Here is a 23,753-nt window from a genome sequence, read left to right on the forward strand (position 1 = left end):
AACGTGACCAAGCCGGTCGTCGGCTACGTCGCGGGCTTCACCGCGCCGGAGGGCAAGACCATGGGCCACGCGGGCGCCATCGTCTCGGGTTCCTCCGGTACCGCCCAGGCGAAGAAGGAGGCCCTGGAGGCCGCGGGCGTCAAGGTCGGCAAGACCCCGACCGAGACGGCCAAGCTGGCTCGCGCCATCCTCGGCAGCTGAGCACCGGTCGCCCCAGGCGGCTGAACACGGCCGCCCTCGGCGGCCGAGCTCTCCGAGCCGGTCCGGTGGGCCCACCCCCAGACGGGGGGCGGGCCCACCGGCGTTTCCGGGAGACGCACCGGCGCTTTCCGCAGAGACCCACCGGCGTTTTCGGGAGCGGACCAGCCGGTCGGCGGGCCAGCCGAGTCATCTGGGCTCCGGTGCCAGCCTCTCCGGCCCGCCCGCCGCCTCCTTCCTCAGCTCGGCGCTCACCCTGAGCACCTCCGGCGAGAGCGGGCCGAGCACGCCCTGCACCGGCAGCCCCTTGACCGTGTGCCCGGGGGACACCCGGGACAGGTAGTGGGTGGGGGCGGTGCGCAGGGTGAACGTCGTCGCGCCGATGATGGTGGCCGTGAAGGCGATGGCGGACCGGGTCCAGAACCGGGTCCGGCGTTCCCCGGCCGTGCGCGCGCCCGCCGGCTCGCCCGCCTCGAGGCACACCGTCGAGGCCAGGCGGACCAGCCGCCGGTGCAGTTCCGCCGGATCGGACAGCTCCGGCAGGCGCGCGGCGAGCGCCTCGCGCGCGTGCATCAGCCGGCTCGCCGCGGCCGGGGTGCTCGCCTCCGTCTCCGCCGCCGTCTCGGGCAGGTCGAGGCCGACACCGTCGTAGAGCACCAGGGTGCGGCGGTACGACGGCGGGAGCAGCTGCAGGGCGCGTAGCAGCGCGCGGTCCGCGGGGTCGGACGGCGGGTCGGGGGCGTGGCCCCGCCGGCGGAAGAGGTGCCAGGGGGACAGCGCGCACTCGTACGCCATCGCCCGCACCCAGCCCGCCGGGTCCCGGTCGTGGGCCACCTCCGGCCAGCGTTGCCAGGCCAGTTGGAAGGCCCGTTCCACGGACTCGCGCGCCTGCTTGTGCCGGCCGGTGAGCAGATAGGCCTGCCGAACGAGCGCGGGGGCGCAGAACATGTACAGCGCGTCGAAGGCCTGAGCGGGTGTCAGTTCGCTGTCCGCCTCGTCGGCGGCCTGATCCCGCGTCAGGGAGGCGGCCGTGCCGAAGCGTCGGCCCTCCGTGGGGGATGGCCGCGGGTTCGCATGACTGTTCGTCATGATGCGTCCCTCCGTGTGAATAGGCACATATTCGTATATTGAGTGACACGGCGGAGATTCGCCTGTTGCGCCTGGAAAGCGTGTGTCGTTGGGAGCATGGAGGCCGTGATCCAGACGACCCGCAGACGTCCACCGCTGTCACGCCTTCGCACCCGCCTGCGGGACCGCTCACCCGGCCTGGGAGCCTGCTTCCTGGGCGGTGCGGTCGCGGCGGGGCTCGGCCTCGGCTCGTTCGCCGTGCTCGTCGTCGCGCTGTGGATCAGCTCGCCGTATCCGGACAGCGGACCCGGCGGCGCGCTGCACGTCGTCGGCGCGCTGTGGCTGCTGGCGCACGGCGCCGAACTGATCCGCACCGAAACCCTCACCGGGGTCCCCGCGCCCGTCGGAGTGACCCCGCTGCTGCTGCTCGCGCTGCCCGCGCTGCTGGTGCACCGGGCGGCCCGGGACGCGACCGACGGGGGCGACGGCGGGCCGCTCGTCCCACCGCGCATCGCCTGGACGGGCGTCGTGCTCGGCTACCTCGCCGTCGGATCCGGCGCCGCCGCGTACGCGGACGGCGGTGCGCTGCGGACCTCGTGGGCGTGGGCGGCGGTGTGCGTACCGCTGGTCACCGCGGCGGCCGCGGGCAGCGGCGTGTGGACGGCGTACGGCCGTCCCCGCGAACCCCTGGAGCGGGCGTTGCACCGGCTGCCGGGCGGTGTGAGGCGGCTGCTCCTCGGGCCGGGTCCACGGGCGAGATTGGGTGTCGCGACGCGGGCGGCGGGCGCCGGGGCCATGGTGTTCGCCGGTGGCGGGGCGCTGATGCTCGCGGTGTCGCTGGTGGTGCACGCCGGGACGGTCCAAGGGGCCTTCCTGGAGCTGACCGAGGGCTGGTCGGGACGGTTCGCCGTACTGCTGCTGTGCCTGGCGCTGCTTCCGAACGCGATGCTGTGGGCGGCGGCGTACTCCCTGGGACCCGGCTTCGTGCTCGGCGCCGGTCATGCCGTCGGCCCGCTGTCCTCCGCCCCGGCCCCGCTGCTGCCGCCCTTCCCGCTGCTCGCCGCGGTTCCGGACCCCGGCCCCGGCACCGCGCTGAACTGGGCGACGGCGTCGCTGCCGGTGACGGCCGGGCTGACGATGGGCTGGTTCGTGGCCAGGTCGGCGGTGCGGGAGGAGCGGGGCGGCGCGGAGCCGGACGGCGAGGAGGCATGTGCGGGCGTGCGGGCCTGGTCGTGGCGGCGGACGGTGGCCGGTGCCGGGCTGGCCTGTCTGCTGTGCGCGGCGGTTCTCGGGGTGCTCGCGGCACTGGCCGGCGGTCCGCTCGGGGGCGCCGCGCTCGCCCGGTTCGGGCCGGTGGGGTGGCAGGTGGGCGCGGCGGCGCTGGTGTGGACCGCGACGGCGGCCGTGCCGACGGCGGCGGCGCTGCGGGCGTGGCGCTGCCGCCCGGGCCGGGTGGCGGTGGGCGGCGCGGCCGAGCCGAAGACCGGCGAACCTCAGGCGGGCGCGACCGTCACGGTGCCGCGTCCGTCGCCCGCCGAAGCCATGCGCGCAAGAGTGCGCCGGTGGGGCCTGCTCCTGCGGGCGAAGGCCGCGAAGCCCCGGTCCCCGCAGCCCACGCCGGTCCCCGTTCGCTACGACGACGTCTTCGAGCCGTACGACGTCCTGCTCTTCGACCCGCCGGTGCCGGGGCCCCCCTCCTGGCACGAGGGCGACGGAGACCGGGAGGCCCGCCGGGCCGCGCCGAAGGAAACGGCGGCGGGGACGGAGGCACCGGGGGAGGCCGGTGCGGCGCAGGAGAGCACGAAGCCGGAAGGAACCGTGGAGCCGTCCGTGCCCGCGAAACCGGAAGGAGCCGTGAGGCCGCCCGTTCCCCCGAAGCCGGCGGATCCCCCTCCGGCCCCTGGTCACGGGAACCCGGTGGCCCCGCCCGCCCGGCGGGAACCTTCCGCGCGGCAATCCCCGTGGGAATCCCCGCGCGAACCCCTCGCGCCACGACCCCCCGCACAGGACTCCGGCGCGGAGGAACCCCCCGCGCCGGACGCCCCCGTCAGTCGCTGATCCCCAGCACTCCCCGCAGCTCAGCCGGCAGATGCTGGTCGCAGGACTGCTTGGCCTCGTTGGTGAGGGCGTCGTTCACGCACGAGTAGTAGTCGCGGTAGACCAGTTGCGCCGTGAAGTTCACGGCGACCAGGGCGAGCGCCAGTGACGCGGTGACCAGGCCGCTGACCGCGGCCGTCGTCTGAGGGCGGCCCTCGGGCGCCGGGCCGTCCGGGCCGTGCCCGCGCGGCTTGGCGCGCAGTGAGCTGACACCCCAGTACAGGGAGAGCGCGCCCAGCAGCAGGGCCACGTACGGCCAGCTGAACAGGGCGAAGAAGAAGGCCCACATGCCGCACAGCAGGGCGTACCGCGCGCGGCGCTGGGCGGGGTCGGTGGGGTCCCAGCGCGGACCGGGGCCGCCGCTCGGGTTCTGCGGGCCGCCGCCGGGCCGCTGCGGGCGCTCGCCGAAGCCGCTGGAGGAGCGGCGGGGCTGGCGGTCGCTCCACTGGCTGCCCCAGGGGGCGTGGCCGCCGCCCTCGCCGGACCCGTCGGATCCGCCCTCGGAGGAGGCGTCACGGCCGGACTGGGGACGGGGCCGCCACGGGCTGTCGGGGGTGCCCTCCGGGGGCGGTGCGAAGGGGTTGTCGTCGGGGGTGGCGCTGCCGCGTCCGGCGCCGTCCCGCCCGTCCGAGGACGCGTCCGGGGGCGAGGACGGGCGTTCCCGCAGCAACACGGCACCGCGCCGCCCTCCCTGCGCCGACTGGGGAGGGAGCGTGAGGAGTCGCAGGCTGCGGTCCGGCATCAAGTGAGCGTCTTCCCCTTGGTGAGTCACGACTGATCTGGCACGACCGTTCCGGCACGGACGATCCGGTGGAGAGGTTCCCCCGAAGGCGCTGGGTGCCCACGGTCCGGGATCTCCCACCGCGTGAACGCACGGTGGGTGCGGTGCGTTCCCGTACCAGCTCCTCCCAGACGCTACCTTCCGGCCACGCCCCCGTCCCATGGGGGCCGCCCGAAGTGCCGGTATCGTTGCTGACGGTCGGCCGCTTCGTAGGCTTCCCCGTATCCGGGGGCGCGAAGCATTCGTACGACCGTACAAAACAGCTTCCCCGAGAAAGGGCCCCATCGTGGCCGCCAAGCCCGTGGCCAAGCGCCTCGTCGTGCTGGTCTCCGGATCCGGCAGCAATCTTCAGGCGCTCCTCGACGCGATCGCCGACGTGGGAGCCGAGGCCTACGGCGCCGAGGTCGTCGCCGTGGGCGCCGACCGCGACGGCATCGAGGGGCTGACGCGCGCCGAGCGCGCCGGGCTGCCGACCTTCGTGCGGAAGGTCAAGGACTACGGCACGCGCGAGGAATGGGACGCGGCGCTGGCCGAGGCCGTCGCCGCCCACGAGCCCGACCTCGTCGTCTCCGCCGGGTTCATGAAGATCGTGGGGAAGGAGTTCCTCGCGCGGTTCGGCGGGCGGTTCGTCAACACGCACCCCGCCCTGCTGCCCAGTTTTCCCGGGGCCCACGGTGTGCGGGACGCGCTCGCGTACGGCGCCAGGGTCACCGGCTGCACCGTCCACTTCGTCGACGACGGCGTCGACACCGGCCCGATCATCGCCCAGGGCGTGGTCGAGGTCCGGGACGAGGACGACGAGAGCGCGCTGCACGAGCGCATCAAGGAAGTCGAGCGAAGGCTGCTCGTCGAGGTCGTGGGGCGGCTCGCCCGCAACGGCTATCGCATCGAGGGACGAAAGGTAGTTATCCAGTGACCGCCGAGAACAAGCGGCCCATCCGGCGCGCGCTCGTCAGCGTCTACGACAAGACCGGCCTGGAGGAGCTCGCGCGCGGGCTGCACGAAGCGGGCGTCGAACTCGTCTCCACCGGCTCCACCGCCGGCCGGATCGCCGCGGCCGGCGTGCCCGTCACCAAGGTCGAGGACCTCACCGGCTTCCCCGAGTGCCTGGACGGCCGGGTCAAGACCCTGCATCCCAAGGTGCACGCCGGCATCCTCGCCGACCTGCGCCTGGAGGACCACCGGCGGCAGCTGGGCGAGCTGGGTGTCGAGCCCTTCGACCTCGTCGTGGTCAACCTCTACCCGTTCCGCGAGACCGTCGCCTCCGGCGCCTCGCCCGACGAGTGCGTCGAGCAGATCGACATCGGCGGCCCCTCGATGGTCCGTGCCGCCGCCAAGAACCACCCGTCCGTGGCCGTGGTCACCAGCCCGGACCGCTACGCCGACGTCCTCGCCGCGGTGCGGGACGGCGGCTTCGACCTCGCCACCCGCAAGCGCCTGGCCGCCGAGGCCTTCCAGCACACGGCCGCCTACGACGTGGCCGTCGCCTCCTGGTTCGCCTCCTCCTACGCGCCCGTCGACGAGTCCTCCTTCCCCGACTTCCTCGGCGCCACCTACGCGCGCAAGAACACCCTCCGCTACGGCGAGAACCCGCACCAGCCCGCCGCCCTCTACACCGGCGGCCCGGTCGGCGGACTCGCCGAGGCCGAGCAGCTGCACGGCAAGGAGATGTCGTACAACAACTACACGGACACGGACGCCGCCCGCCGTGCCGCGTACGACCACGACGAGCCGTGTGTGGCGATCATCAAGCACGCCAACCCGTGCGGCATCGCGGTCGGCGCGGACGTCGCCGAGGCGCACCGCAAGGCGCACGCCTGCGACCCGCTGTCCGCGTTCGGCGGGGTGATCGCGGTCAACCGCCCGGTCAGCAAGGAGATGGCCGAGCAGGTCGCGGAGATCTTCACCGAGGTCATCGTCGCGCCGGACTACGAGGACGGCGCGCTGGAGGCCCTCGCCAAGAAGAAGAACATCCGGGTGCTGAGGGCCCCGAACGGCCCGTGCGGCCGGGTGGAGGCCAAGCACATCGACGGCGGCGTGCTGCTCCAGGCCACCGACCGGCTCCAGGCCGACGGCGACGACCCGGCCAACTGGACCCTCGCCAGCGGCGAGGCGCTGCCGGCCGACGAACTGGCCGAGCTCGCCTTCGCCTGGCGGGCCTGCCGGGCGGTGAAGTCCAACGCGATCCTGCTCGCCAAGGACGGCGCCTCGGTCGGTGTCGGCATGGGCCAGGTCAACCGCGTCGACTCCTGCAAGCTGGCGGTCGAGCGGGCCGGCGCGGAGCGCGCCCGCGGCTCCTACGCGGCCTCGGACGCGTTCTTCCCGTTCCCCGACGGCCCCGAGATCCTCATGGCCGCCGGCGTCCGCGCGATCGTCCAGCCGGGCGGCTCGATCCGCGACGAGCAGGTCGTCGAGGCCGCGCAGAAGGCGGGCGTGACGATGTACTTCACTGGGACCCGCCACTTCTTCCACTGATCGGCGAACGCTCCTGACGGCCGCGGCCTCCGGTTCTCCCGCTTGGAGAGCCGGAGGCCGCGTTCACGCGGACCTCGGCACGAGGGCAGCGGGTTGGTCTCCGAGGCGATGTCGTTGTCGCTCATCCAGCCCCAGACTCCGTTGTCCGCCTGGGTGTAGACCCAGCGGGTCGGGTGCGGGCCGCCGTGGTTCTGCCCGCCGTCGAACTTGCAGACGAACCAGGACGGGTTGGAGTACGTTCCCCCCGTTCCTGCCTGAGTCGAGGACCTCGTCGAGGTCCTGCCACCCCGTGGGGTGGACGGCTCCGCCCCGCCGAGGGCGGGGCGGCCGCGGTACCTCGGAACGGATTTCCGCCCAAAAGGTGAAAAACCGCCCGGGCGGTTGGGTAGTCCGGTTGTCGTGCGTTGCGAGAGCCAAGCACGTGCAACTCCGTTGTCTTGACAGGCAGCCGGGCAGGTTCCGTCCCGGCTGGTGCTGAGAGCGTCAGACTCGTTCGCTCGCTGAGTGAACGAGCTGCTTGAGCCAGGAATCCCCCTGCTTCGGCTGGGGGAGGGTTCAACTTCCGGTACGACGTCCGGTAGGCGGCGGCGATCAGCACCCGCCGGTCGCCGGGCAGCCCGGCCTCCAGCCGCGGCTCGATGTAGCACAGGTAGCGGCCCATGGCCGGGACGGACACGGTGGGGGAGAAGGGGGGCCGGGGGACCGAGGGCGCCGGCTGCCCGTCGGACCGTATCCACCAGCGCAGCACCTCGGGGGTCCAACGAGCGATGCCGTACTCGTCCTCGGCCGGGTCGGACAGGCCCGGGTCGAAGCCGCTCTCCGCCTTCAGCATGGTGGCGATCAGCGCGGGCGTGACGCCCGGCCGCGCGCAGCCGTGCGCCGAGTCGACGATCAGCCGCCGGTAGACGGCGGGGACGCCTCGGTCGGTGCGGAGTTCGGCGGCGCTGTAACCGGACGCGGCGAGCGTCGCCTCCGGCGCGGATCCCTTGGCGTCGGGCGGGCGGTCCGCGCGGGTGCCGACGCCGTAGGCGAGCGCGACCGCGGCGGCCGCGGCGAGCGCCGCGCCCAGGACGACCGCGCGGCGCCGGCGGCGGGCTGCGGGAATCGGGGGGATCTTCGGGATCCGGGGAGGGCGGGCCGTCCCGGCCGCGGCCGCGACCCGGCGCAGCAGGGCCTCGGTACCGATGCGGTCCTCGTGCGTACGGGCCAGGCAGCCGCCGACGATCTCCCGCCAGGTGTCAGAGAGTTCGGGGGACAGGCGCAGTTCCCGCGAGCCGCCGGCGTAGGCGGCGGCCGCGTCCCGGCGGAGCGTCGGGGTGGCGCCGGGCAGCGGGAAGGCGCCGGTGAGGACCAGGTGGGAGAGGATCCCGAACGCCCATACGTCGGTGGACGGGCGGATCCGGCGCCCGCGTTCGCCGATCTCGGACCACAGCAGTTCGGGCGGGGTGTAGTCGGGGGTGCAGAAGGCCGGGGTGTAGGCGTGGGTGCCCTCCAGTTCGGCGGCCATGTTGAAGTCGGCCAGGCGCACCGAACCGTCCTGCATCAGCAGCACGTTGGCCGGTTTCAGGTCCCCGTGCACCCAGCCCGCCCGGTGCAACTGGGCGAGCCCTTCGCAGATCTGCGCGAGCAGTACGGGCCCCGAGGCGGGCCGGGGACCGGTGTCGAGCAGGGCGGCCAGCGAGCCCTGGGCCGCCTGACGGCTACGGAATCCAGACTAGGGCGACGCACCAGGGCCGTGTCCCACTTTGTGTGGTTCCGACACGGCCCTTGGAGTAATTGGCGCGAACTGTTCAGTAGCTGGGACGGTTGAACCAGGCGCCACCGGCCTTGTTGGCGCAGAAGACGATGATCAGAATGCCCAGGGCGAGGCTGAGCAGCGCGAATACGTTGGCGCCCACCAGGCTCACCAGGCTGAACAGGATGACGAACGAGCTGTAGACGATCGCGGAGACGCGCACGCCGCCGCGCCCGGCGGGGAACTTCACAGCGGTGAAGATCGCCCAGAACGCGAAGGCCAGCACGAGGACACCGAGGACGATCATGACGCCCGCACCGACGCTGGCCGCCTTGTCCGCGTCCGCGGCGGAGACGGTGTCGTCTGCGGAGACGGCTTCCTGGATCTTGTCGGCGAACCAGCTGCTCGCCACCATCATCACCACGCCGAACACCACCTGGCAGGCGCCGAGCACGAACAGCATCACGCGGGCCGCCTTCACGGTGCCCGGCATCATCTGCGGCACCGGCGCGCCGTACGGCTGCTGCACGGGCGGGGCCTGCGGATAGCCGTAGCCGGGGGCCTGGCCCTGCGGGTAGCCGAAACCGGGCTGCGGGGTCGGCTGCTGGGGCGGCTGCTGCGGCGCGCCGTAGGGGTTGTTCGAGTCGCCGTAACTCATGGCGGTTGCTTCCTCCGTCGATCAGGTGCGGGGACGCGCGGCACCGTACGGAGGAGAGTTCACAGAAGTGCGGTCCGTCCCCCCGAAGAGCTGCCCGCGGCACTGTGGTCATCATGGTTCTTTACCGGCGACTTACTTGTCCAGCCGCATTCCGGATGTGTTGTGCAAGTGCAACATCACCGATCAAGACGGCCGCGGGCGCCGGCGCGGACAGAGGGGGCGGGACCTCCCGGATTGGAACCGGGAGCCGGTCATCCGCGAGGATAAGGACATGACCGCCCAGATTCTCGATGGCAAGGCCACCGCAGCCGAGATCAAAACCGATCTGACCGCCCGTGTGGCGGCGCTGAAGGAGAAGGGCGTCACGCCCGGACTCGGCACGATCCTGGTCGGGGACGACCCCGGCAGCCGGAAGTACGTCGCCGGCAAGCACCGCGACTGCGCCGAGGTCGGCATCGCCTCCATCCAGCGGGAACTGCCGGCCACCGCGACCCAGGACGAGATCGAGGCGGTCGTCCGGGAGCTGAACGAGGACCCCGCCTGCACCGGCTACATCGTCCAGCTGCCGCTGCCCAAGGGCATCGACGAGAACCGCGTCCTGGAGCTGATGGACCCGGACAAGGACGCGGACGGCCTGCACCCGATGAACCTCGGGCGGCTCGTCCTCAACGAGCCCGCCCCGCTGCCCTGCACTCCGAACGGCGTGCTGACGCTGCTGCGCCGCCACGGCGTGGAGATCAAGGGCGCCGAGGTCGTGGTCATCGGCCGCGGCGTGACCATCGGCCGGCCGATGCCGCTGCTGCTGACCCGGCGCAGCGAGAACGCCACGGTGACCCAGTGCCACACCGGCACCCGCGACCTGTCCGCGCACCTGCGCCGCGCGGACATCGTCGTCGCCGCGGCCGGCTCCCCGCACCTGATCCGCGCCGAGGACGTCAAGCCCGGCGCGGCCGTCCTGGACGTCGGTGTCTCCCGCAACGCCGAGGGCAAGATCGTCGGCGACGTCCACCCGGACGTGGCCCAGGTGGCCGGCTGGCTGTCCCCGAACCCCGGCGGAGTCGGCCCGATGACCCGCGCCCAGCTGCTGGTGAACGTGGTCGAGGCGGCGGAGCGCAGTGTCGGCTGAGGCGGAGGGCACCGGGCGGGAGCAGTCTCCCGCGGAGCCGGAGACAGAGGTACGGGACGCGGTCGGCGTGCCGGCCGCCGCCGGGAAGCCGCGCCGGGGCGCAGGCCGCTTTCCGATGCTCACGCGGGACACCGCGCGGCCGGAGGGCGGCGGCCGGGCCGCGTCCGGCGGCGCCCCGGCGCCCGCCCGGCAGTGGCCGCTGCTGGCCGTGCTGGGCACGGTGGGGCTCGGGCTGCTGGTGACCGCCTTCGACGCCTTCAGGTTCGGTCTGCTGCTGATCGGGCTCGCGCTGCTCGGCGGGGCCGGGCTGCGCTGGTTCCTGCCCCGGGTCGGCATGCTCGCGGTCCGCTCCCGCTTCACGGACATCGTCACCTACGGCCTGCTGGGCTGCGTCATCGTCCTGCTGGCGCTGATGGTCCAGCCCAAGCCCTGGCTGGAGATTCCGTTCCTGGACGACGCGCTGCACTTCACCGTCCGCAACGGCTAGGGTCTTTCGTTTGGATCAGGCCGGATGAGGGCACGGTGCCAGGGCTCGCGAGCCCGGCATGATCCAAACGAGAGGCCCTATAGCCGTACGGCGTTCGCGGTGGCGGCCCATCCTCTCCCCCGAGTCAGGACGGGCCGCCGCCGGGACCAACCCTCCTGCACCGTGAACGGGCTGTTCAACGCCTGTCCGTGCGCTGTGGCACGGAAGTGACCGTTCCGCTACGGTGTCCGCGCTCTGCCACAGGCCCTGACCCGGCCTCGCCGGGGGAGCCGGAGACCTCTGCGGCGTGACCTCTGCGGCGCACGAGGTCACGCCGGGATCCGGGATGTGCCGATGTGTCGACAGAGCCCGCCGTGCGGGTGAGGCATTCCCCCCATCGGGCTAGCGTGGGCAGCCGGCGCACCGGCGCGCGCTTCGGTTCGAATGCTCCCGTGCGCCCCCGAAGTGGGACCTGAGATCCTGGCGGGGCGCACTCCTGTGGGTAACGAGAACCGAGAGCACCGAAGCACACCGCAGAACACCGAAGCACACCGAAGAGCACCGAAGACCGAGGGCACGGACTCGGCACAGGGCGTCATGCGCGGGGAACAACCAGCACGTACCGGGGGGAAGGGGAAGCGATGCCTCGTTGGAAGGCCTTGCCCGATGAACTCGATCCACAGATAAGGGAGTTCGCGAGCCAGTTGAGGAGGCTCGTGGACCGCGGCGGCCTGAGCATCGCCGCGCTGGCCGATCGCACGGGCTACAGCAAGACGTCCTGGGAGCGCTATCTCAACGGACGGCTCCTGGCGCCCAAGGGCGCGGTCGTGGCTCTCGCCGAGGTCACCGGCACCAATCCGGTCCACCTCACCACCATGTGGGAGCTGGCCGAACGGGCCTGGAGCCGTGCGGAGATGCGTCACGACCGGACCATGGAGGCCATCCGGATAGCCCAGGCGCGCGCCGCGCTGGGGGAGTTCGGCGCGGCGGCACCCGGCGCCGAGGCGGGCGGGGGCAAGACGGCCCGCAGGAACGGCACCGCCACGGCGGCCCCGGGGAGCGCGGGCCCGGCGGGCGCGTCCCCCACGGTGCCGGTGCAGCCGACGGCGTCCGACGCCGACGCCCGTGAGGGCACGGCGAGGAAGGCGTCGCCGACGTCCGAGGACGTCTCGGGAACGGCTGTCCTGCCGGCCGCCGCTCCCACGCCCGCCGCGCCCGGCGCCGGCCCGGACCCCGACTCCGCCTCCGACGCCCGCCTCGACTCCGCCACCGGATCGGGTTCCGATTCCGAGGCGTCGGGCGGCAATTCCTGGGGGCTGGCCGGTTACCGGGGACCGTCCCGGGCAGGTGGACGCGCCCCCGGTGCCACGGCGACCCCGGCCGGCGGCGCCGTGCCGGCTGCCGGACCTCCGGGTCCGCACTCCGCGGCTTCCCCCGGCCCGTACGCCCAGGCCGACCCCGGCCGTCCGTACACCCAGGGCTCCCCGGGCCCGCACGGCGAGCCTCCGCGGTCTCCCCGGCCCGCCTCCTCCGGCGGCGGGGCGCGCAAGCGGCAGGTGATGATGTTCCTCGCGGGCGCGGCCAGCGCCCTGGCCGTGATCGGAGCCGTCTTCTTCCTCACCCGCGGCGGGGACGACAAGAAGGCCGCGGACGCGGCCAAGTCGCCTTCCCCGTCCGCCGACGTCAGCCTGCCGCCCGGTGTCAAGTGCGTCGCGGACGGCTGCACCGGCAAGGACGCCGAGGCCATGGGGTGCAGCGGCAACCTGGTGAGCACGGTCGAGAGCGTCACCGTCGGCACGACCCTGGTCGAGGTCCGCTACAGCAAGACCTGCGGTGCCGCCTGGGCCCGTATCACCCAGGCCGTTCAGGGCGACGAGGTCCGGGTCACGGTCGGCGCGCGCACGGAGCGCGGCAGCCTCGCGGCGGCCGGTGAGACGATCGCGTACACGCCCATGGTCGCGGTGCGGGACGCGACGCAGGCCAAGGCGTGCGCGACGCTGGCGTCGGGACGGACGGGGTGCACCAGTCAGTGAGACCGGGGGCGGCGGTCCGGGTCAGTGAGACCGGGGGCGGCGGTCCGGGCCCATCCGGGTGACAAGTGGCACGGGACAGGTGTGGGGGCCGCCGAACCGGGCACGCGGACAGTACCCCCACGGGAGTCCGGTTTTCCGGCAACCCCCATCCGGCGGCCGCCCTCGTCCCTCCTCTCCCGGACGGGCGGCCGCCTCTCCCACGTCAAGGGGTCGCTCTGTGGGCCGGGCCACAGGGGCCCGACCCACCGGGATCACGGAGAGGCGATAGCCTGACGGCCGGATCTCTCTTGACGCCAAGAGATCGATCATCCGTTGCGTGATCGGTCATCGCGGCGCCGCCGGTCATCGGCCGGCGGCGGGATCCCGCACCCCGGGGCAGGGACGCCCCACCGCCTGCTGTCATACGGAGAACGCCATGACCCGCACTCCCGTGAACGTCACCGTCACCGGCGCGGCCGGCCAGATCGGTTACGCCCTGCTCTTCCGCATTGCTTCCGGCCAGCTGCTCGGCGCGGACGTGCCGGTCAAACTGCGCCTCCTGGAGATCACGCCGGCGCTGAAGGCCGCCGAGGGCACGGCCATGGAGCTCGACGACTGCGCGTTCCCGCTTCTCCAGGGCATCGACATCAGCGACGACCCGAACGTCGCCTTCGACGGTGCCAACGTCGCCCTCCTCGTCGGCGCCCGCCCGCGCACCAAGGGCATGGAGCGCGGTGACCTCCTCGAGGCCAACGGCGGCATCTTCAAGCCGCAGGGCAAGGCCATCAACGACCACGCCGCGGACGACATCAAGGTCCTGGTCGTCGGCAACCCCGCGAACACCAACGCGCTGATCGCCCAGGCCGCCGCGCCGGACGTGCCGGCGGAGCGCTTCACCGCGATGACCCGCCTGGACCACAACCGCGCGCTGACCCAGCTCGCCAAGAAGACGGGCTCGACGGTCGCCGACATCAAGCGCCTCACCATCTGGGGCAACCACTCCGCGACCCAGTACCCCGACATCTTCCACGCCACGATCGCCGGCAAGAACGCCGCTGAGGTCGTGAACGACGAGAAGTGGCTGGCTGACGACTTCATCCCGACCGTCGCCAAGCGCGGCGCGGCCATCATCGAGGCCCGCGGCGCCTCCTCGGCCGCCTCCGCCGCCAACGCCGCCATCGACCACGTCCACACCTGGGTCAACGGCACCGCCGACGGCGACTGGGCCTCCATGGGCATCCCGTCGGACGGCTCCTACGGCGTTCCCGAGGGTCTGATCTCCTCCTTCCCGGTCACCTGCAAGGACGGCTCGTACGAGATCGTCCAGGGCCTGGAGATCAACGACTTCTCCCGCAGCCGCATCGACGCCTCCGTCAAGGAGTTGGCGGAGGAACGCGAGGCGGTCCGCTCGCTCGGCCTCATCTGAGCCACCACGCCTGTCCGCAAGGCCCCGTTCCGGTTCCGGCCGGAGCGGGGCCTGCGTGTTCGTGCTGCCCGCTCGGGAGCGAAGGAGACGGCCGTCGTGTGGCTCGTGTCACCGTGGTGTCCTCTTGACAAATCGCTTCCCTCGCGGCTTTCTGGCCCCCTATGCTGATGGTTCATCAGTTCCGTAGCACTGAGGACCGTTCGCACTCGGGGGAGTCGCGTGAGCACCGCATCCGTGCCGCAGCAACCGCAGCCGACGCCCCCGGACGTGCCCCCGCCCGTGCCGCCGCACGCGAGCGAGGCCACCCGGCTGCTGTGCGCGGGGACCTATCTGGACCCCGCCTTCCGGGACCGCGTCATCGAGGAACTGCACCTCAACGAACAGCGGATCGTGGCCCCCTCCCTCGGCTTCGACGCGGCGCGCGTCCTGGCCCACGCCCTGCGCGCCCGCCGCGTGGAGGTGAGCTGGGCCGCGGCGATCGTGGGCCTGTGGATCGTGGGGTGGCCGCTGACCGGCGGAGCGATGGCCGTCTACCTGCTGCCCGGTCTGCTGCTGGCGACGGGCGTGGCCGTCCGCGGCGACGACCCGCGCGAGCCGGCGGGACGCAAGGCGGCGGCGCTCGCCATGCGCTGGCTGGGCCGCCTGGTGTTCGGGGTCCTCCTGATCGCCACGGTGGTCGCCGCGTTCTCCAGCAAGGAGGAGGCCGAGGCCGCCCGCTACGGCTACGTCGACGGACCGAAGGGCTTCCTGCTGAGCCTGCTGCCCGGACTGGCCGGCATGCTCGGCGGCCAGGGCACGATCGGCGCGCTCCAGGCCTGGCTGGCGCTCGTGCTGTTCCTGGCCGTCGCCGTGTGCGCGGGCGTCCAGCGCAGCCAGTTCGCCCGCGCCCTGGGCGGCGAACTGGCCCCGGAGCGCTTCCCGGACGCCGCCTCCGACCCGGCGGAGCGGGCGGAGAGCCCGCGCTTCCAGCGGCTGAAGGAGCGCATCCGGCTGGAACAGCACGCCCCGCTGGTCATGTACCGCGAGTCGCGCCCGTTCTGCGGCGCGGGCAAGGCCCACGACACCTGGGTGCTCGCCGTCGAGATGCGCCCCGCCGAGGGGAAGAAACCGCTCCCGCTGAGCAACCGCACGGTCCTGGACACCGTCCGGTCGCTCCTGGAGGGCCTGCGGCTGCCCCCGCGGTACGCGGGGCACGCGGTCCGCGACCGGCTGCGCTGGCTGGAGCTGGACGAGTGCGTGTTCCTGCCCGCCGAGGGCATGACCCGCCGGGAGGACGCCCCGTACGGCCCGGAGGCCTTCGAGGCGCACCGGGACCGGGCCGTGGAGGAGGGCGCCGAGAAACGGCGGCACTTCCTGCGGGTGCGGGTCGGCGGCTGGGAGGAGGACCTGGTCGTCACCGTCTACGTGCGCATCCACACCCAGGGCCGGATGCTGATGCTGGAGATCGCCCCGCATGTGCTGATGCCGGTCAGGGAGGACTTCAAGGACGCCGACCGGACGGCCCATCAGCTGCGTACCAACAGCGCGTTCGGCAGGGCGACCTGGGCCGCCGGACAGGTCCCCGTCTCGGCGGTCCGCTCCCTGCTCACCCTGTTCCAGGCCGCCGGCCACGGCTGGCAGCTGCTCACCGGCGGCTACGGCAACGCTCTGCCCGAGGGCCCCGCCGTGTCCGTACGGGAGCTGGGTGCGGCCCGTTCCCGCTCGTTGTTCCAGCAGATGGACGTCGACCGCTACCTGCGCAGCATCCAGGACCGCATCGCGCACGGCGTCCGCACGGCCCTGACCGAACACGGCTACCGGACCGGCGAGTTCGTCCAGAAGGTCGTCAACATCAGCAACGGCGGAGTGCACATCGACTCGGTCGCGCGCAGCACGTTCGCGATCGGCGCGCACGCCCGGGCGACCTCCGCCACGGACGACGGCGCGCACCCCCCGACCACCACCTCCCCGACCACCGACGGTCCGTGACCGGACAGAAGGGACCCGGCAGCGATGACCACCGCGGATGAGCCGGGCGTCAGCATCGGCGACGTCTCGCACAGCACCTTCGCCATCGGCAGCCACGCGCATGCCGAGAGCCACCACCACACGGCCCCGCGTGACCCGGCCGACGAGGAACTGCTCCAGGCCGTACGAGAGCTGCGCGCCGATCTGCGGCGCCTGCGGAGCACCGACCAGACCCGGGACCTGGACGCCACGCTGGCCGACACCGAGGACGAGATCACCCGCACCGGCACCGCCGGGGCGAGCGGTCGGCAGCGGCTGCGCGAACTGCTCACCGACGCCCAGTCGGTGCTGACCCTGCTCGCGTCGGCCGGGACGGTGGCCGGCCTGCTCGGGATGTGAGAGGAGAACACCGTGGCCAACGGGGGCGGGCGGCACTGGAACGAGGAGACCCAGCGCTGGGAGGACGGCGTGCGGGACGTGGCGCGGGCGACCCCGCCGCCGCCCGCCCGGCCGGGCCATGCGCCGGCGCCGCCGCCGGGTGAGGTCCGGGATCCCGACGCGCCCACCGGCGCGTGGCCCGTGGCGGCCCCGCCCGCGCCACCGGCCGTGCCCGGCGGCCACAGCCGCCGCACCGTCTGGGCGGTGATCGGCGCGTCCGCCGCCGTCGGTGTCGCCGTGGCCCTGGTGGTGACCCTCGGTCCCGGTGGCAAAGGGCACGGCGACGATCGGGGCGCCGCCACGGCGAGCGGCACGCCGGCCACGACCGCACCGCCCCCGACGACGAACGCCTCACCGGAACCGGACACCGAAACCCCGTCCCCGTCGGCCGGCGAGCCGCCGGCCGGCTACGCCGCCTACGACGACCCGGAGGGCTTCCGCATCGCCGTGCCCGACGGCTGGCAGCACCAGCGGTCCACCCTGAGCTCCCAGTACGGGATGGACGTCGTCAACTACCGTGATTCCACGGGACGTCACCGGCTCCAGGTCTACGAGGTGCGGGAGTCCTCCCCGGACGAGTCGTTCGACCTGTACCTGTCCGCGGACGTGCCCAAGCCCCCGGGCTTCCGGACGCTGTCCCTGGTGAACCTGGACAGCGGCGACTTCACCGGCTCCCGGCTGGAGTACCTGGCCGACTCCCTCAGGGGCGAACCGGACATCGGCACCTGGCACGTCGTGGACGAACGCTTCCGGGCCGCCGACGGCAGGCTGTACGCGCTCGCCTCCTACGGCCCCGAATCCGACGGCCGCGACGACGAGCAGGAGGTCCTCAGCGCGGCCGTGGACTGGTTCTGTCCGTCCTCCGCCACCTGCGGAGACGGATCCTCCGCGGTCCAACCGCCCTGACCGCCCTCATGACGTCCCTTTCGTCCTGCAATGTCCGTAAGTTCCGTGACTCGCAACACTTTCGGTCATCGGTCGGGCATGGACGTCATGGAAGGGGGCAGGTGCTCGCTCACTCTCCCTGTGGAGGACACGACGTGACGCAGGGCAACTGAGCGGGAGCGGAAGGCAGTACCGATCATGGCGGACAGTACGGGACACGGTGTGCGCGGCACCATCCACGCGGGCGGGGAGTGGCGCGAGGCGATCGGTGGCGCGACACGCGAGATCCTCGACCCCGCGGACGCGGCTCCGTTCGCCGTGGTCGCGGAGGGTGACGAGAAGGACGCGGACGTGGCCGTCGAGGCCGCCCGCCGCGCCTTCGACGGCGGCGAGGGTGCCTGGCCGCGCACACCGGTCGCCGAGCGCGCCGCCCTGCTGCGCCGGGTGGCCGACCTCCTGGTACGCGACCGGGAGGAGCTCGGCCTGCTGGAGAGCCGGGACACCGGCAAGACCGTGGAGGAGGGCCGCGTCGACGTCGACTGCGTCGCCGACGCCTTCCGCTACTTCGCCGGCCTCGTCGCCGCGGAAGCCCCCGGCCGGGTCGTGGACGCGGGCACGCCCGACGTGCACAGTGTCGTCGTGCACGAGCCGGTCGGCGTCTGCGCGCTGATCACGCCCTGGAACTACCCGCTGCTCCAGGCTAGTTGGAAGATCGCCCCGGCGCTCGCCGCCGGAAACACCTTCGTGATCAAGCCGAGCGAGATCACCCCGCTGACCACCGTCGCGCTGATCGACCTGCTCGTCGAGGCGGGCCTGCCCGCGGGCGTGGCCAACATCGTCACCGGCCCCGGCCACACCGTCGGTGCCCGGCTCGCCGAACACCCCGACGTCGGCCTGGTCTCCTTCACCGGCGGCCTGCTCAGCGGTGCGAAGGTGGCCCGGGCCGCCGCCGACACGGTCAAGAAGGTCGCCCTCGAACTCGGCGGCAAGAACCCCAACATCGTCTTCGCCGACGCCTGCGCGACCGACGAGGGCTTCGACACCGCCGTCGACCAGGCCCTCAACGCGGCCTTCCTGCACAGCGGCCAGGTCTGCTCCGCGGGCGCCCGGCTCATCGTCGAGGAACCGGTCCGGGAACGCTTCGTCACCGAACTCGCCCGCCGCGCCCAGAGGATCCGCCTGGGCCGCGGTACTGAGCCCGGCGTCGAGTGCGGTCCGCTCGTCTCCGAGCAGCAGCGCGCCAGGATCGAGGCGTACGTCGCCTCCGCGCTCGCCGAGGGCGCGGTACCGCGCTGCGGCGGCAAGCGGCCCGAGCCCGGGGAGACCCGGCCCGCCACCGGCTACTTCTACGAGCCGACCGTCCTCGACCACTGCACACGCCAGATGAAGATCGTCCGGGAGGAGGTCTTCGGCCCCGTCCTCACCGTCGAGACCTTCCGCACCGAGCACGAGGCGGTCGCGCTCGCCAACGACACCGAGTACGGGCTCGCGGGCGCCGTGTGGACCGCCGACGCGGGCCGAGCCCGGCGCGTGGCCGGCCGGCTGCGCCACGGCACCGTCTGGATCAACGACTTCCACCCCTACCTCCCGCAGGCGGAGTGGGGAGGCTTCGGCAAGAGCGGCGTCGGCCGCGAACTCGGCCCCGCCGGGCTCGCCGAGTACCGCGAGACCAAGCACGTCTACCAGAACCTCGCCCCCAGGCCGGTGCGCTGGTTCGCCGGTTGAGCCCCGCGGGCCGCGGGCGCGCACCCCGCCGCCGCGGCCGCGTCCGGCACCACCGCAGACCCCGAAGTCCCCGGACCTCCTGACCCCCCACTGGAGTACGAGCCCGATGCCCGACAACACCCACGAGTTCGACTACGTCGTCATAGGCGGCGGCACGGCCGGTTCCGTCATCGCCTCCCGCCTCACCGAGAACCCGGACGTCACCGTCGCAGTCATCGAGGGCGGCCCCAGCGACGTGGGCCGCGAGGACGTGCTGACCCTGCGCCGCTGGATGGGCCTGCTCGGCGGCGAACTGGACTACGACTACCCGACCACCGAGCAGCCGCGCGGCAACTCCCACATCCGGCACAGCCGCGCCCGCGTCCTCGGCGGCTGCTCCTCGCACAACACGCTCATCGCGTTCAAGCCGCTGCCGTCCGACTGGGAGGAGTGGGAGACGGCCGGCGCCAAGGGCTGGGGCGCGGTCCCGATGGAGGCGTACTACGCCCGGCTCAAGAACAACGTCGTGGCCGTCGACGAGAAGGACCGCAACGCCATCGCCCGCGACTTCGTCGACGCCGCGCAGACGGCGCTCGATGTGCCGCGCGTCGAGGGCTTCAACAAGAAGCCGTTCCACGAGGGCGCCGGCTTCTTCGACCTCGCCTACCACCCTGAGGACAACAAGCGCTCCAGCGCGTCCGTGGCGTATCTGCACCCGGTGATGGACGAGCGCGCCAACCTGACGATCCTGCTGGAGACCTGGGCGCACCGGCTCCAGCTGAACGGCACCCGCGCCGAGGGCGTCCACGTGCGCACCAAGGACGGCGCCGAACTCCTCGTACGGGCCCGCCGCGAGGTCGTGCTCTGCGCGGGCGCCGTCGACTCGCCCCGCCTGCTGCTGCACTCCGGCATCGGCCCGAAGGCGGACCTGGAGAAGCTCGGCATCCCCGTCGTCCACGACCTGCCGGGCGTCGGCGAGAACCTGCTCGACCACCCCGAGTCGGTGATCGTGTGGGAGACGGACGGCCCCATCCCGGAGAACTCAGCGATGGACTCCGACGCCGGCCTGTTCGTGCGCCGCGACCCCGCAAGCGCGGGCCCGGACCTGATGTTCCACTTCTACCAGATCCCGTTCACGGACAACCCGGAGCGCCTGGGCTACGAACGTCCGCCGTACGGCGTGTCGATGACCCCGAACATCCCCAAGCCGAGGAGCAGGGGCCGGCTGTACCTCACCAGCGCCGACCCGTCCGTCAAGCCGGCCCTGGACTTCCGCTACTTCACCGACGAGGACGACTACGACGCCCGCACCCTCGTCGACGGCATCCGCATCGCCCGCCGGATCGCGCAGACCGAACCGCTGGCCGGCTGGCTGAAGCGGGAGGTGTGCCCCGGCCCGGAGATCCTCGGCGACGCGGAGCTGAGCGAGTACGCCCGCAAGGTCGCCCACACCGTCTACCACCCGGCGGGCACCTGCCGGATGGGCGCCGCCGACGACGAACTCGCGGTCGTCGACCCCGAGTTGCGCATCCGCGGGCTGGACGGCATCCGGATCGCGGACGCCTCCATCTTCCCGGCCATGCCCGCCGTGAACCCCATGATCGGTGTGCTCATGGTCGGGGAGAAGGCCGTCGACCTGCTCGGAGGTGAGCGCTGATGGCTCTCGAGGTCCCCACGCGCAAACCGCCCACCGACGACTCCGAGCCCACCCCCGTCTTCTCGGTGGACGGCCTGTGGAAGGTCTTCGGCCCGCGCGCCGACCGGGTCCCCGCCGACCGGGAGCTCGGCGCGCTCGGCCCCGCCGAACTGCGCGAACGCACCGGCTGCACGGCCGCGGTCCGCGACGTCTCCTTCGACGTGCGCAAGGGTGAGGTCTTCGTCGTCATGGGCCTGTCCGGCTCCGGCAAGTCCACGCTGGTGCGCTGCCTGACCCGGCTCATCGAGCCCACCGCGGGCACCATCGCCATCGACGGCGAGGACGTGCGCGCCATGGACGGGGCCCGGCTGCGCGCCCTGCGCAGGCACCGCGCCGCGATGGTCTTCCAGCACTTCGGCCTGCTGCCGCACCGCACGGTCCTCGACAACGTGGCCTACGGCCTCCAGATCCAGGGCGTCGCCCGGTCCGAGCGGCGCGAGCGGGCCGCCGAGATGGTCGCCAAGGTGGGTCTGAAGGGCATGGAGGAGCGCCGCCCGGCCCAGCTCTCCGGCGGTCAGCGCCAGCGGGTCGGCCTGGCCCGCGCCCTCGCCGTCGACCCCGAAGTGCTGCTGTTCGACGAGCCGTTCAGCGCGCTCGACCCGCTCATCCGGCGGGACATGCAGGAAGAGGTCGTCCGCCTGCACCGGGAGGAGGGCCGGACGATGGTCTTCATCACCCACGACCTCCAGGAGGCCCTCCGGCTCGGCGACCGCATCGCCCTGATGCGCGGCGGCAGCATCGTCCAACTGGGCAGCCCCGAGGAGATCGTGGGCTCCCCGGCCGACGACTACGTCCGCGAGTTCGTCCGGGACGTCCCGCGCGAGCAGGTGCTGACGGTCCGCGGGGCCATGCGCCCGGCCTCCGCCGACGAGGCCGGCAGCGGCCCGGCGGTTCCCCCGGAGGCGACGGTCGCGCAGGCCATCGAGGCGGTGGCCCGAGCGGGAGCGCCGGCCCGCGTGGTCGACGAAGGCCGCTGCGTCGGCGTCGTCGACTCGGACGCGCTGCTGTCCGTGGTGGCCGGAACCGACGTCACAGCACCGCTCGGGCGCGGCGAGGCGGTCCCGCGCGACGCCGACGCCACCCCGGAGGCCGTCTGATGACGGCGATCGGCGCACCGGCCCTCCGTGCCGGCCTGCCCGGCGTGCTCAAACGCCCCGCCGGCCACAAGCTCCTGGTCCTCGCGGTCCTGGCCGCCGTCCTCGTCCCGCTGGCCCACTCCCGCTGGTCGAGCGGAACCTGGCCGCACGCGCTGACGGTGGACCTGTCCGGGCCGCTCGGCAGCGCCAGCGACTGGATCATCGACAACCGCGACAGCCACCCGCTGTTCCTCTACTTCCTCGGCCACGTCAGCAACGCGGTCGTGATCTCCGTGCGCGCCGTCTACCTCACGCTCCTCGCCGCCGGCTGGGCGGGCGTCACGGCCGCCGCCGCCCTCGTGGCATGGCGCGTGGCCGGTGTCCGGCTCGCCCTCGGCACGGCCGCCGCGTTCGTCGCCTGCGGACTGCTCGGCATGTGGGTGCCGACCATGCAGACGCTCGCCCTGATGGTGGTCGCGGTCCTCGCCTCCGTCCTCGTGGGCACCCTGCTCGGTCTGGCCGCGGGCCTGTCCGACCGCATGGACCGGGTCCTGCGCCCGGTCCTGGACACCATGCAGGTGCTCCCGGCGTTCGCGTACCTGCTCCCCGTCGTCCTGGTCTTCGGCATCGGCGTACCCGCCGCGGTCCTCGCCACCGTCGTCTACGCCGCCCCGCCCATGGCCCGGCTGACCGCGCTCGGCCTGCGCGGCGCGGACCCGGAGGTGCTGGAGGCGGTCGACTCCCTCGGCGCCACCGCACGCCAGCGCCTGCTGACCGCCCGGATCCCGCTGGCCCGCAAGGAACTGCTCCTCGGCGTCAACCAGACGATCATGATGGCGCTGTCCATGGCGGTCATCGCCTCCGTGATCGGCGCCGGCGGCCTCGGCGACCGTGTCTACCAGGCGCTCGCCTCGGTCGACGTGGGCGCGGCCCTCGCGGCCGGCATCCCCATCGTGCTGCTGGCCGTCGTACTGGACCGGGTGACCGGGGCCGCCGGAGAGCGCCTCGGGCAGGAGCGGCACGGCGCCCGCCCCTGGGCCTACGCCGCCGTCGCCACCGTGGCCGTCGCCCTGACCGCGCGCCTGGCGGGCAGCCCGGACTGGCCCGCGGACTGGACCGTCGGCATCGCCGAGCCGGTCAACCGCGCCGTCGGCTGGATGACCGCCCACCTGTACTCCGGCGTCCCGTACATCGGCGGCACCGCCGACTGGGCGGGCCACTTCACCACCTGGATCCTGGACCCGGTCCGCTCCGGCCTCCAGTGGCTGCCGTGGTGGTCGGTGCTGCTGATAGTCGCCGCCCTCGCGTGGCTGATCGGTACCTGGCGCACCGCGCTGACCGCCGTCCTCGCCATGGCCGCCATCGGTGTGCTCGGCGTGTGGAAGCCGTCCCTGGACACCTTGTCCCAGGTGCTGGCGGCCGTCGCCGTCACCCTCGTCCTCGGCTTCGCTACCGGCGTCGCCGCCGCCCGCAGCGACCGCTTCGAGAAGCTGCTGCGCCCGGTCCTCGACGTCTTCCAGACGATGCCGCAGTTCGTGTACCTGATCCCGGTGGTCGCGCTGTTCGGCGTGGGCCGCGCCCCGGCCGTCGCCGCGGCCGTCGTCTACGCCCTGCCCGCGGTCGTCCGGATCACCGCGCAGGGCCTGCGCCAGGTCGACCCGGCGGCCCTGGAGTCCGCCCGCTCGCTCGGCGCGACCAGCGGCCAGCAGCTCCGCCAGGTGCAGTTGCCGCTCGCCCGCCCGGCGCTGCTGCTCGCCGTCAACCAGGGCGTGGTGCTCGTCCTCGCCGTCGTCATCATCGGCGGCCTGGTCGGCGGCGGCGCGCTCGGCTACGACGTGGTCTTCGGCCTCGCCCAGGGCGACCTGGCGACCGGCCTGGTCGCCGGCGCGGCGATCGTCTGCCTCGGCCTGACGCTCGACCGGGTGACGCAGCCGACCGGCCGCCGCGCCAGGAAGGGAGCCTGAC

17 protein-coding genes and 2 pseudogenes are annotated in these 23,753 nt (G+C 73.3%); 15 read left to right on the forward strand and 4 right to left on the reverse strand.

Features of this window, described 5'->3' with window-relative positions; all coding sequences use genetic code 11:
• Positions 1 to 201: pseudogene (locus tag ACWEK3_RS18300) on the forward strand (succinate--CoA ligase subunit alpha); the annotation flags it as partial.
• 186 nt (positions 202 to 387) lie between these two features.
• On the opposite strand, the gene ACWEK3_RS18305 reads toward ACWEK3_RS18300, so the two are convergent.
• On the reverse strand, positions 388 to 1,287 hold the full coding sequence (locus ACWEK3_RS18305; RefSeq protein WP_453250111.1) for a sigma factor-like helix-turn-helix DNA-binding protein: 900 nt from the start codon (positions 1,285 to 1,287) through the stop codon (positions 388 to 390).
• A gap of 96 nt (positions 1,288 to 1,383) precedes the next feature.
• On the opposite strand from ACWEK3_RS18305, the gene ACWEK3_RS18310 reads away from it, so the two are divergent.
• Positions 1,384 to 3,324, forward strand: a complete 1,941-nt coding sequence (locus tag ACWEK3_RS18310) for a cell division protein PerM (RefSeq protein ID WP_453250112.1) — start codon at positions 1,384 to 1,386, stop codon at positions 3,322 to 3,324.
• On the opposite strand, the gene ACWEK3_RS18315 is transcribed toward ACWEK3_RS18310, so the two are convergent.
• Entirely contained in the window at positions 3,314 to 4,105 is a 792-nt protein-coding gene (locus ACWEK3_RS18315) for a hypothetical protein (RefSeq protein WP_453250113.1), read from the reverse strand. The genes ACWEK3_RS18310 and ACWEK3_RS18315 overlap by 11 nt on opposite strands.
• Before the next feature lie 325 nt (positions 4,106 to 4,430).
• Between ACWEK3_RS18315 and purN the strand changes: the two genes are divergently transcribed.
• A complete protein-coding gene (gene purN, locus ACWEK3_RS18320; protein WP_453250114.1) occupies positions 4,431 to 5,060 on the forward strand; it encodes a phosphoribosylglycinamide formyltransferase in 630 nt (209 codons plus the stop codon).
• Entirely contained in the window at positions 5,057 to 6,619 is a 1,563-nt protein-coding gene (gene purH / locus ACWEK3_RS18325) for a bifunctional phosphoribosylaminoimidazolecarboxamide formyltransferase/IMP cyclohydrolase (protein WP_453250115.1), read from the forward strand. The genes purN and purH overlap by 4 nt, the downstream gene beginning before the upstream one ends.
• Positions 6,620 to 7,109: 490 nt before the next feature.
• Here the strand turns inward: purH and ACWEK3_RS18330 are convergent.
• Positions 7,110 to 8,315, reverse strand: a pseudogene (locus tag ACWEK3_RS18330) (serine/threonine-protein kinase); the annotation flags it as partial.
• 94 nt (positions 8,316 to 8,409) lie between these two features.
• Positions 8,410 to 9,012 carry a hypothetical protein gene (locus ACWEK3_RS18335; protein WP_450544221.1) on the reverse strand — a complete coding sequence of 201 codons (603 nt, stop codon included), beginning with the start codon at positions 9,010 to 9,012 and terminating at the stop codon, positions 8,410 to 8,412.
• A 271-nt stretch (positions 9,013 to 9,283) separates the two neighbouring features.
• Between ACWEK3_RS18335 and ACWEK3_RS18340 the strand changes: the two genes are divergently transcribed.
• The 11 genes from ACWEK3_RS18340 to ACWEK3_RS18390 all read left to right on the forward strand — a co-directional run bounded on the left by ACWEK3_RS18340 (position 9,284) and on the right by ACWEK3_RS18390 (position 23,752).
• Positions 9,284 to 10,138, forward strand: coding sequence for a bifunctional methylenetetrahydrofolate dehydrogenase/methenyltetrahydrofolate cyclohydrolase (locus ACWEK3_RS18340; protein WP_365425499.1), 855 nt, complete (start codon positions 9,284 to 9,286; stop codon positions 10,136 to 10,138).
• Positions 10,128 to 10,625 carry a DUF3017 domain-containing protein gene (locus ACWEK3_RS18345; protein WP_390877848.1) on the forward strand — a complete coding sequence of 166 codons (498 nt, stop codon included), beginning with the start codon at positions 10,128 to 10,130 and terminating at the stop codon, positions 10,623 to 10,625. Before ACWEK3_RS18340 ends, ACWEK3_RS18345 begins: the two co-directional genes overlap by 11 nt.
• 620 nt (positions 10,626 to 11,245) lie before the next feature.
• Positions 11,246 to 12,637, forward strand: coding sequence for a helix-turn-helix domain-containing protein (locus ACWEK3_RS18350; protein ID WP_453250116.1), 1,392 nt, complete (start codon positions 11,246 to 11,248; stop codon positions 12,635 to 12,637).
• 415 nt (positions 12,638 to 13,052) lie between these two features.
• Positions 13,053 to 14,042 carry a malate dehydrogenase gene (locus tag ACWEK3_RS18355; protein WP_361415989.1) on the forward strand — a complete coding sequence of 330 codons (990 nt, stop codon included), beginning with the start codon at positions 13,053 to 13,055 and terminating at the stop codon, positions 14,040 to 14,042.
• Between the two features lie 219 nt (positions 14,043 to 14,261).
• The gene (locus ACWEK3_RS18360; RefSeq protein WP_450544217.1) at positions 14,262 to 16,010 is read left to right on the forward strand and encodes a hypothetical protein; all 1,749 of its coding nucleotides are present in this window, start codon (positions 14,262 to 14,264) and stop codon (positions 16,008 to 16,010) included.
• A 24-nt stretch (positions 16,011 to 16,034) separates the two neighbouring features.
• Positions 16,035 to 16,388, forward strand: coding sequence for a hypothetical protein (locus ACWEK3_RS18365; RefSeq protein WP_225079001.1), 354 nt, complete (start codon positions 16,035 to 16,037; stop codon positions 16,386 to 16,388).
• A 12-nt stretch (positions 16,389 to 16,400) separates the two neighbouring features.
• The gene (locus ACWEK3_RS18370; protein WP_450544215.1) at positions 16,401 to 17,333 is read left to right on the forward strand and encodes a hypothetical protein; all 933 of its coding nucleotides are present in this window, start codon (positions 16,401 to 16,403) and stop codon (positions 17,331 to 17,333) included.
• 177 nt (positions 17,334 to 17,510) lie between these two features.
• Positions 17,511 to 19,037: an aldehyde dehydrogenase family protein gene (locus tag ACWEK3_RS18375; RefSeq protein WP_453250117.1), complete on the forward strand. Its 1,527-nt coding sequence runs from the start codon at positions 17,511 to 17,513 to the stop codon at positions 19,035 to 19,037.
• Between the two features lie 106 nt (positions 19,038 to 19,143).
• Positions 19,144 to 20,673 (forward strand): GMC family oxidoreductase, encoded by a 1,530-nt coding sequence (locus tag ACWEK3_RS18380; protein ID WP_453250118.1) that lies wholly within the window; start codon positions 19,144 to 19,146, stop codon positions 20,671 to 20,673.
• A complete protein-coding gene (locus ACWEK3_RS18385) occupies positions 20,673 to 21,809 on the forward strand; it encodes a quaternary amine ABC transporter ATP-binding protein (protein WP_453250119.1) in 1,137 nt (378 codons plus the stop codon). Before ACWEK3_RS18380 ends, ACWEK3_RS18385 begins: the two co-directional genes overlap by 1 nt.
• Positions 21,809 to 23,752: an ABC transporter permease gene (locus ACWEK3_RS18390; protein ID WP_450544207.1), complete on the forward strand. Its 1,944-nt coding sequence runs from the start codon at positions 21,809 to 21,811 to the stop codon at positions 23,750 to 23,752. Before ACWEK3_RS18385 ends, ACWEK3_RS18390 begins: the two co-directional genes overlap by 1 nt.
• The last annotated feature ends 1 nt before the right edge of the window (position 23,753 follow it).

Source organism: Streptomyces sp. NPDC004721, from assembly GCF_053601495.1.

Excerpts from the sequence above, each read along its gene's own strand:
- ACWEK3_RS18305 (WP_453250111.1), bottom strand. The coding sequence starts at position 1,287 with ATGACGAACAGTCATGCGAACCCGCGGCCATCCCCCACGGAGGGCCGA.
- ACWEK3_RS18310 (WP_453250112.1), top strand. The coding sequence starts at position 1,384 with ATGGAGGCCGTGATCCAGACGACCCGCAGACGTCCACCGCTGTCACGC.
- ACWEK3_RS18315 (WP_453250113.1), bottom strand. The coding sequence starts at position 4,105 with ATGCCGGACCGCAGCCTGCGACTCCTCACGCTCCCTCCCCAGTCGGCG.
- ACWEK3_RS18335 (WP_450544221.1), bottom strand. The coding sequence starts at position 9,012 with ATGAGTTACGGCGACTCGAACAACCCCTACGGCGCGCCGCAGCAGCCG.
- ACWEK3_RS18340 (WP_365425499.1), top strand. The coding sequence starts at position 9,284 with ATGACCGCCCAGATTCTCGATGGCAAGGCCACCGCAGCCGAGATCAAA.
- ACWEK3_RS18350 (WP_453250116.1), top strand. The coding sequence starts at position 11,246 with ATGCCTCGTTGGAAGGCCTTGCCCGATGAACTCGATCCACAGATAAGG.
- ACWEK3_RS18355 (WP_361415989.1), top strand. The coding sequence starts at position 13,053 with ATGACCCGCACTCCCGTGAACGTCACCGTCACCGGCGCGGCCGGCCAG.
- ACWEK3_RS18365 (WP_225079001.1), top strand. The coding sequence starts at position 16,035 with ATGACCACCGCGGATGAGCCGGGCGTCAGCATCGGCGACGTCTCGCAC.
- ACWEK3_RS18375 (WP_453250117.1), top strand. The coding sequence starts at position 17,511 with ATGGCGGACAGTACGGGACACGGTGTGCGCGGCACCATCCACGCGGGC.
- ACWEK3_RS18380 (WP_453250118.1), top strand. The coding sequence starts at position 19,144 with ATGCCCGACAACACCCACGAGTTCGACTACGTCGTCATAGGCGGCGGC.
- ACWEK3_RS18385 (WP_453250119.1), top strand. The coding sequence starts at position 20,673 with ATGGCTCTCGAGGTCCCCACGCGCAAACCGCCCACCGACGACTCCGAG.
- ACWEK3_RS18390 (WP_450544207.1), top strand. The coding sequence starts at position 21,809 with ATGACGGCGATCGGCGCACCGGCCCTCCGTGCCGGCCTGCCCGGCGTG.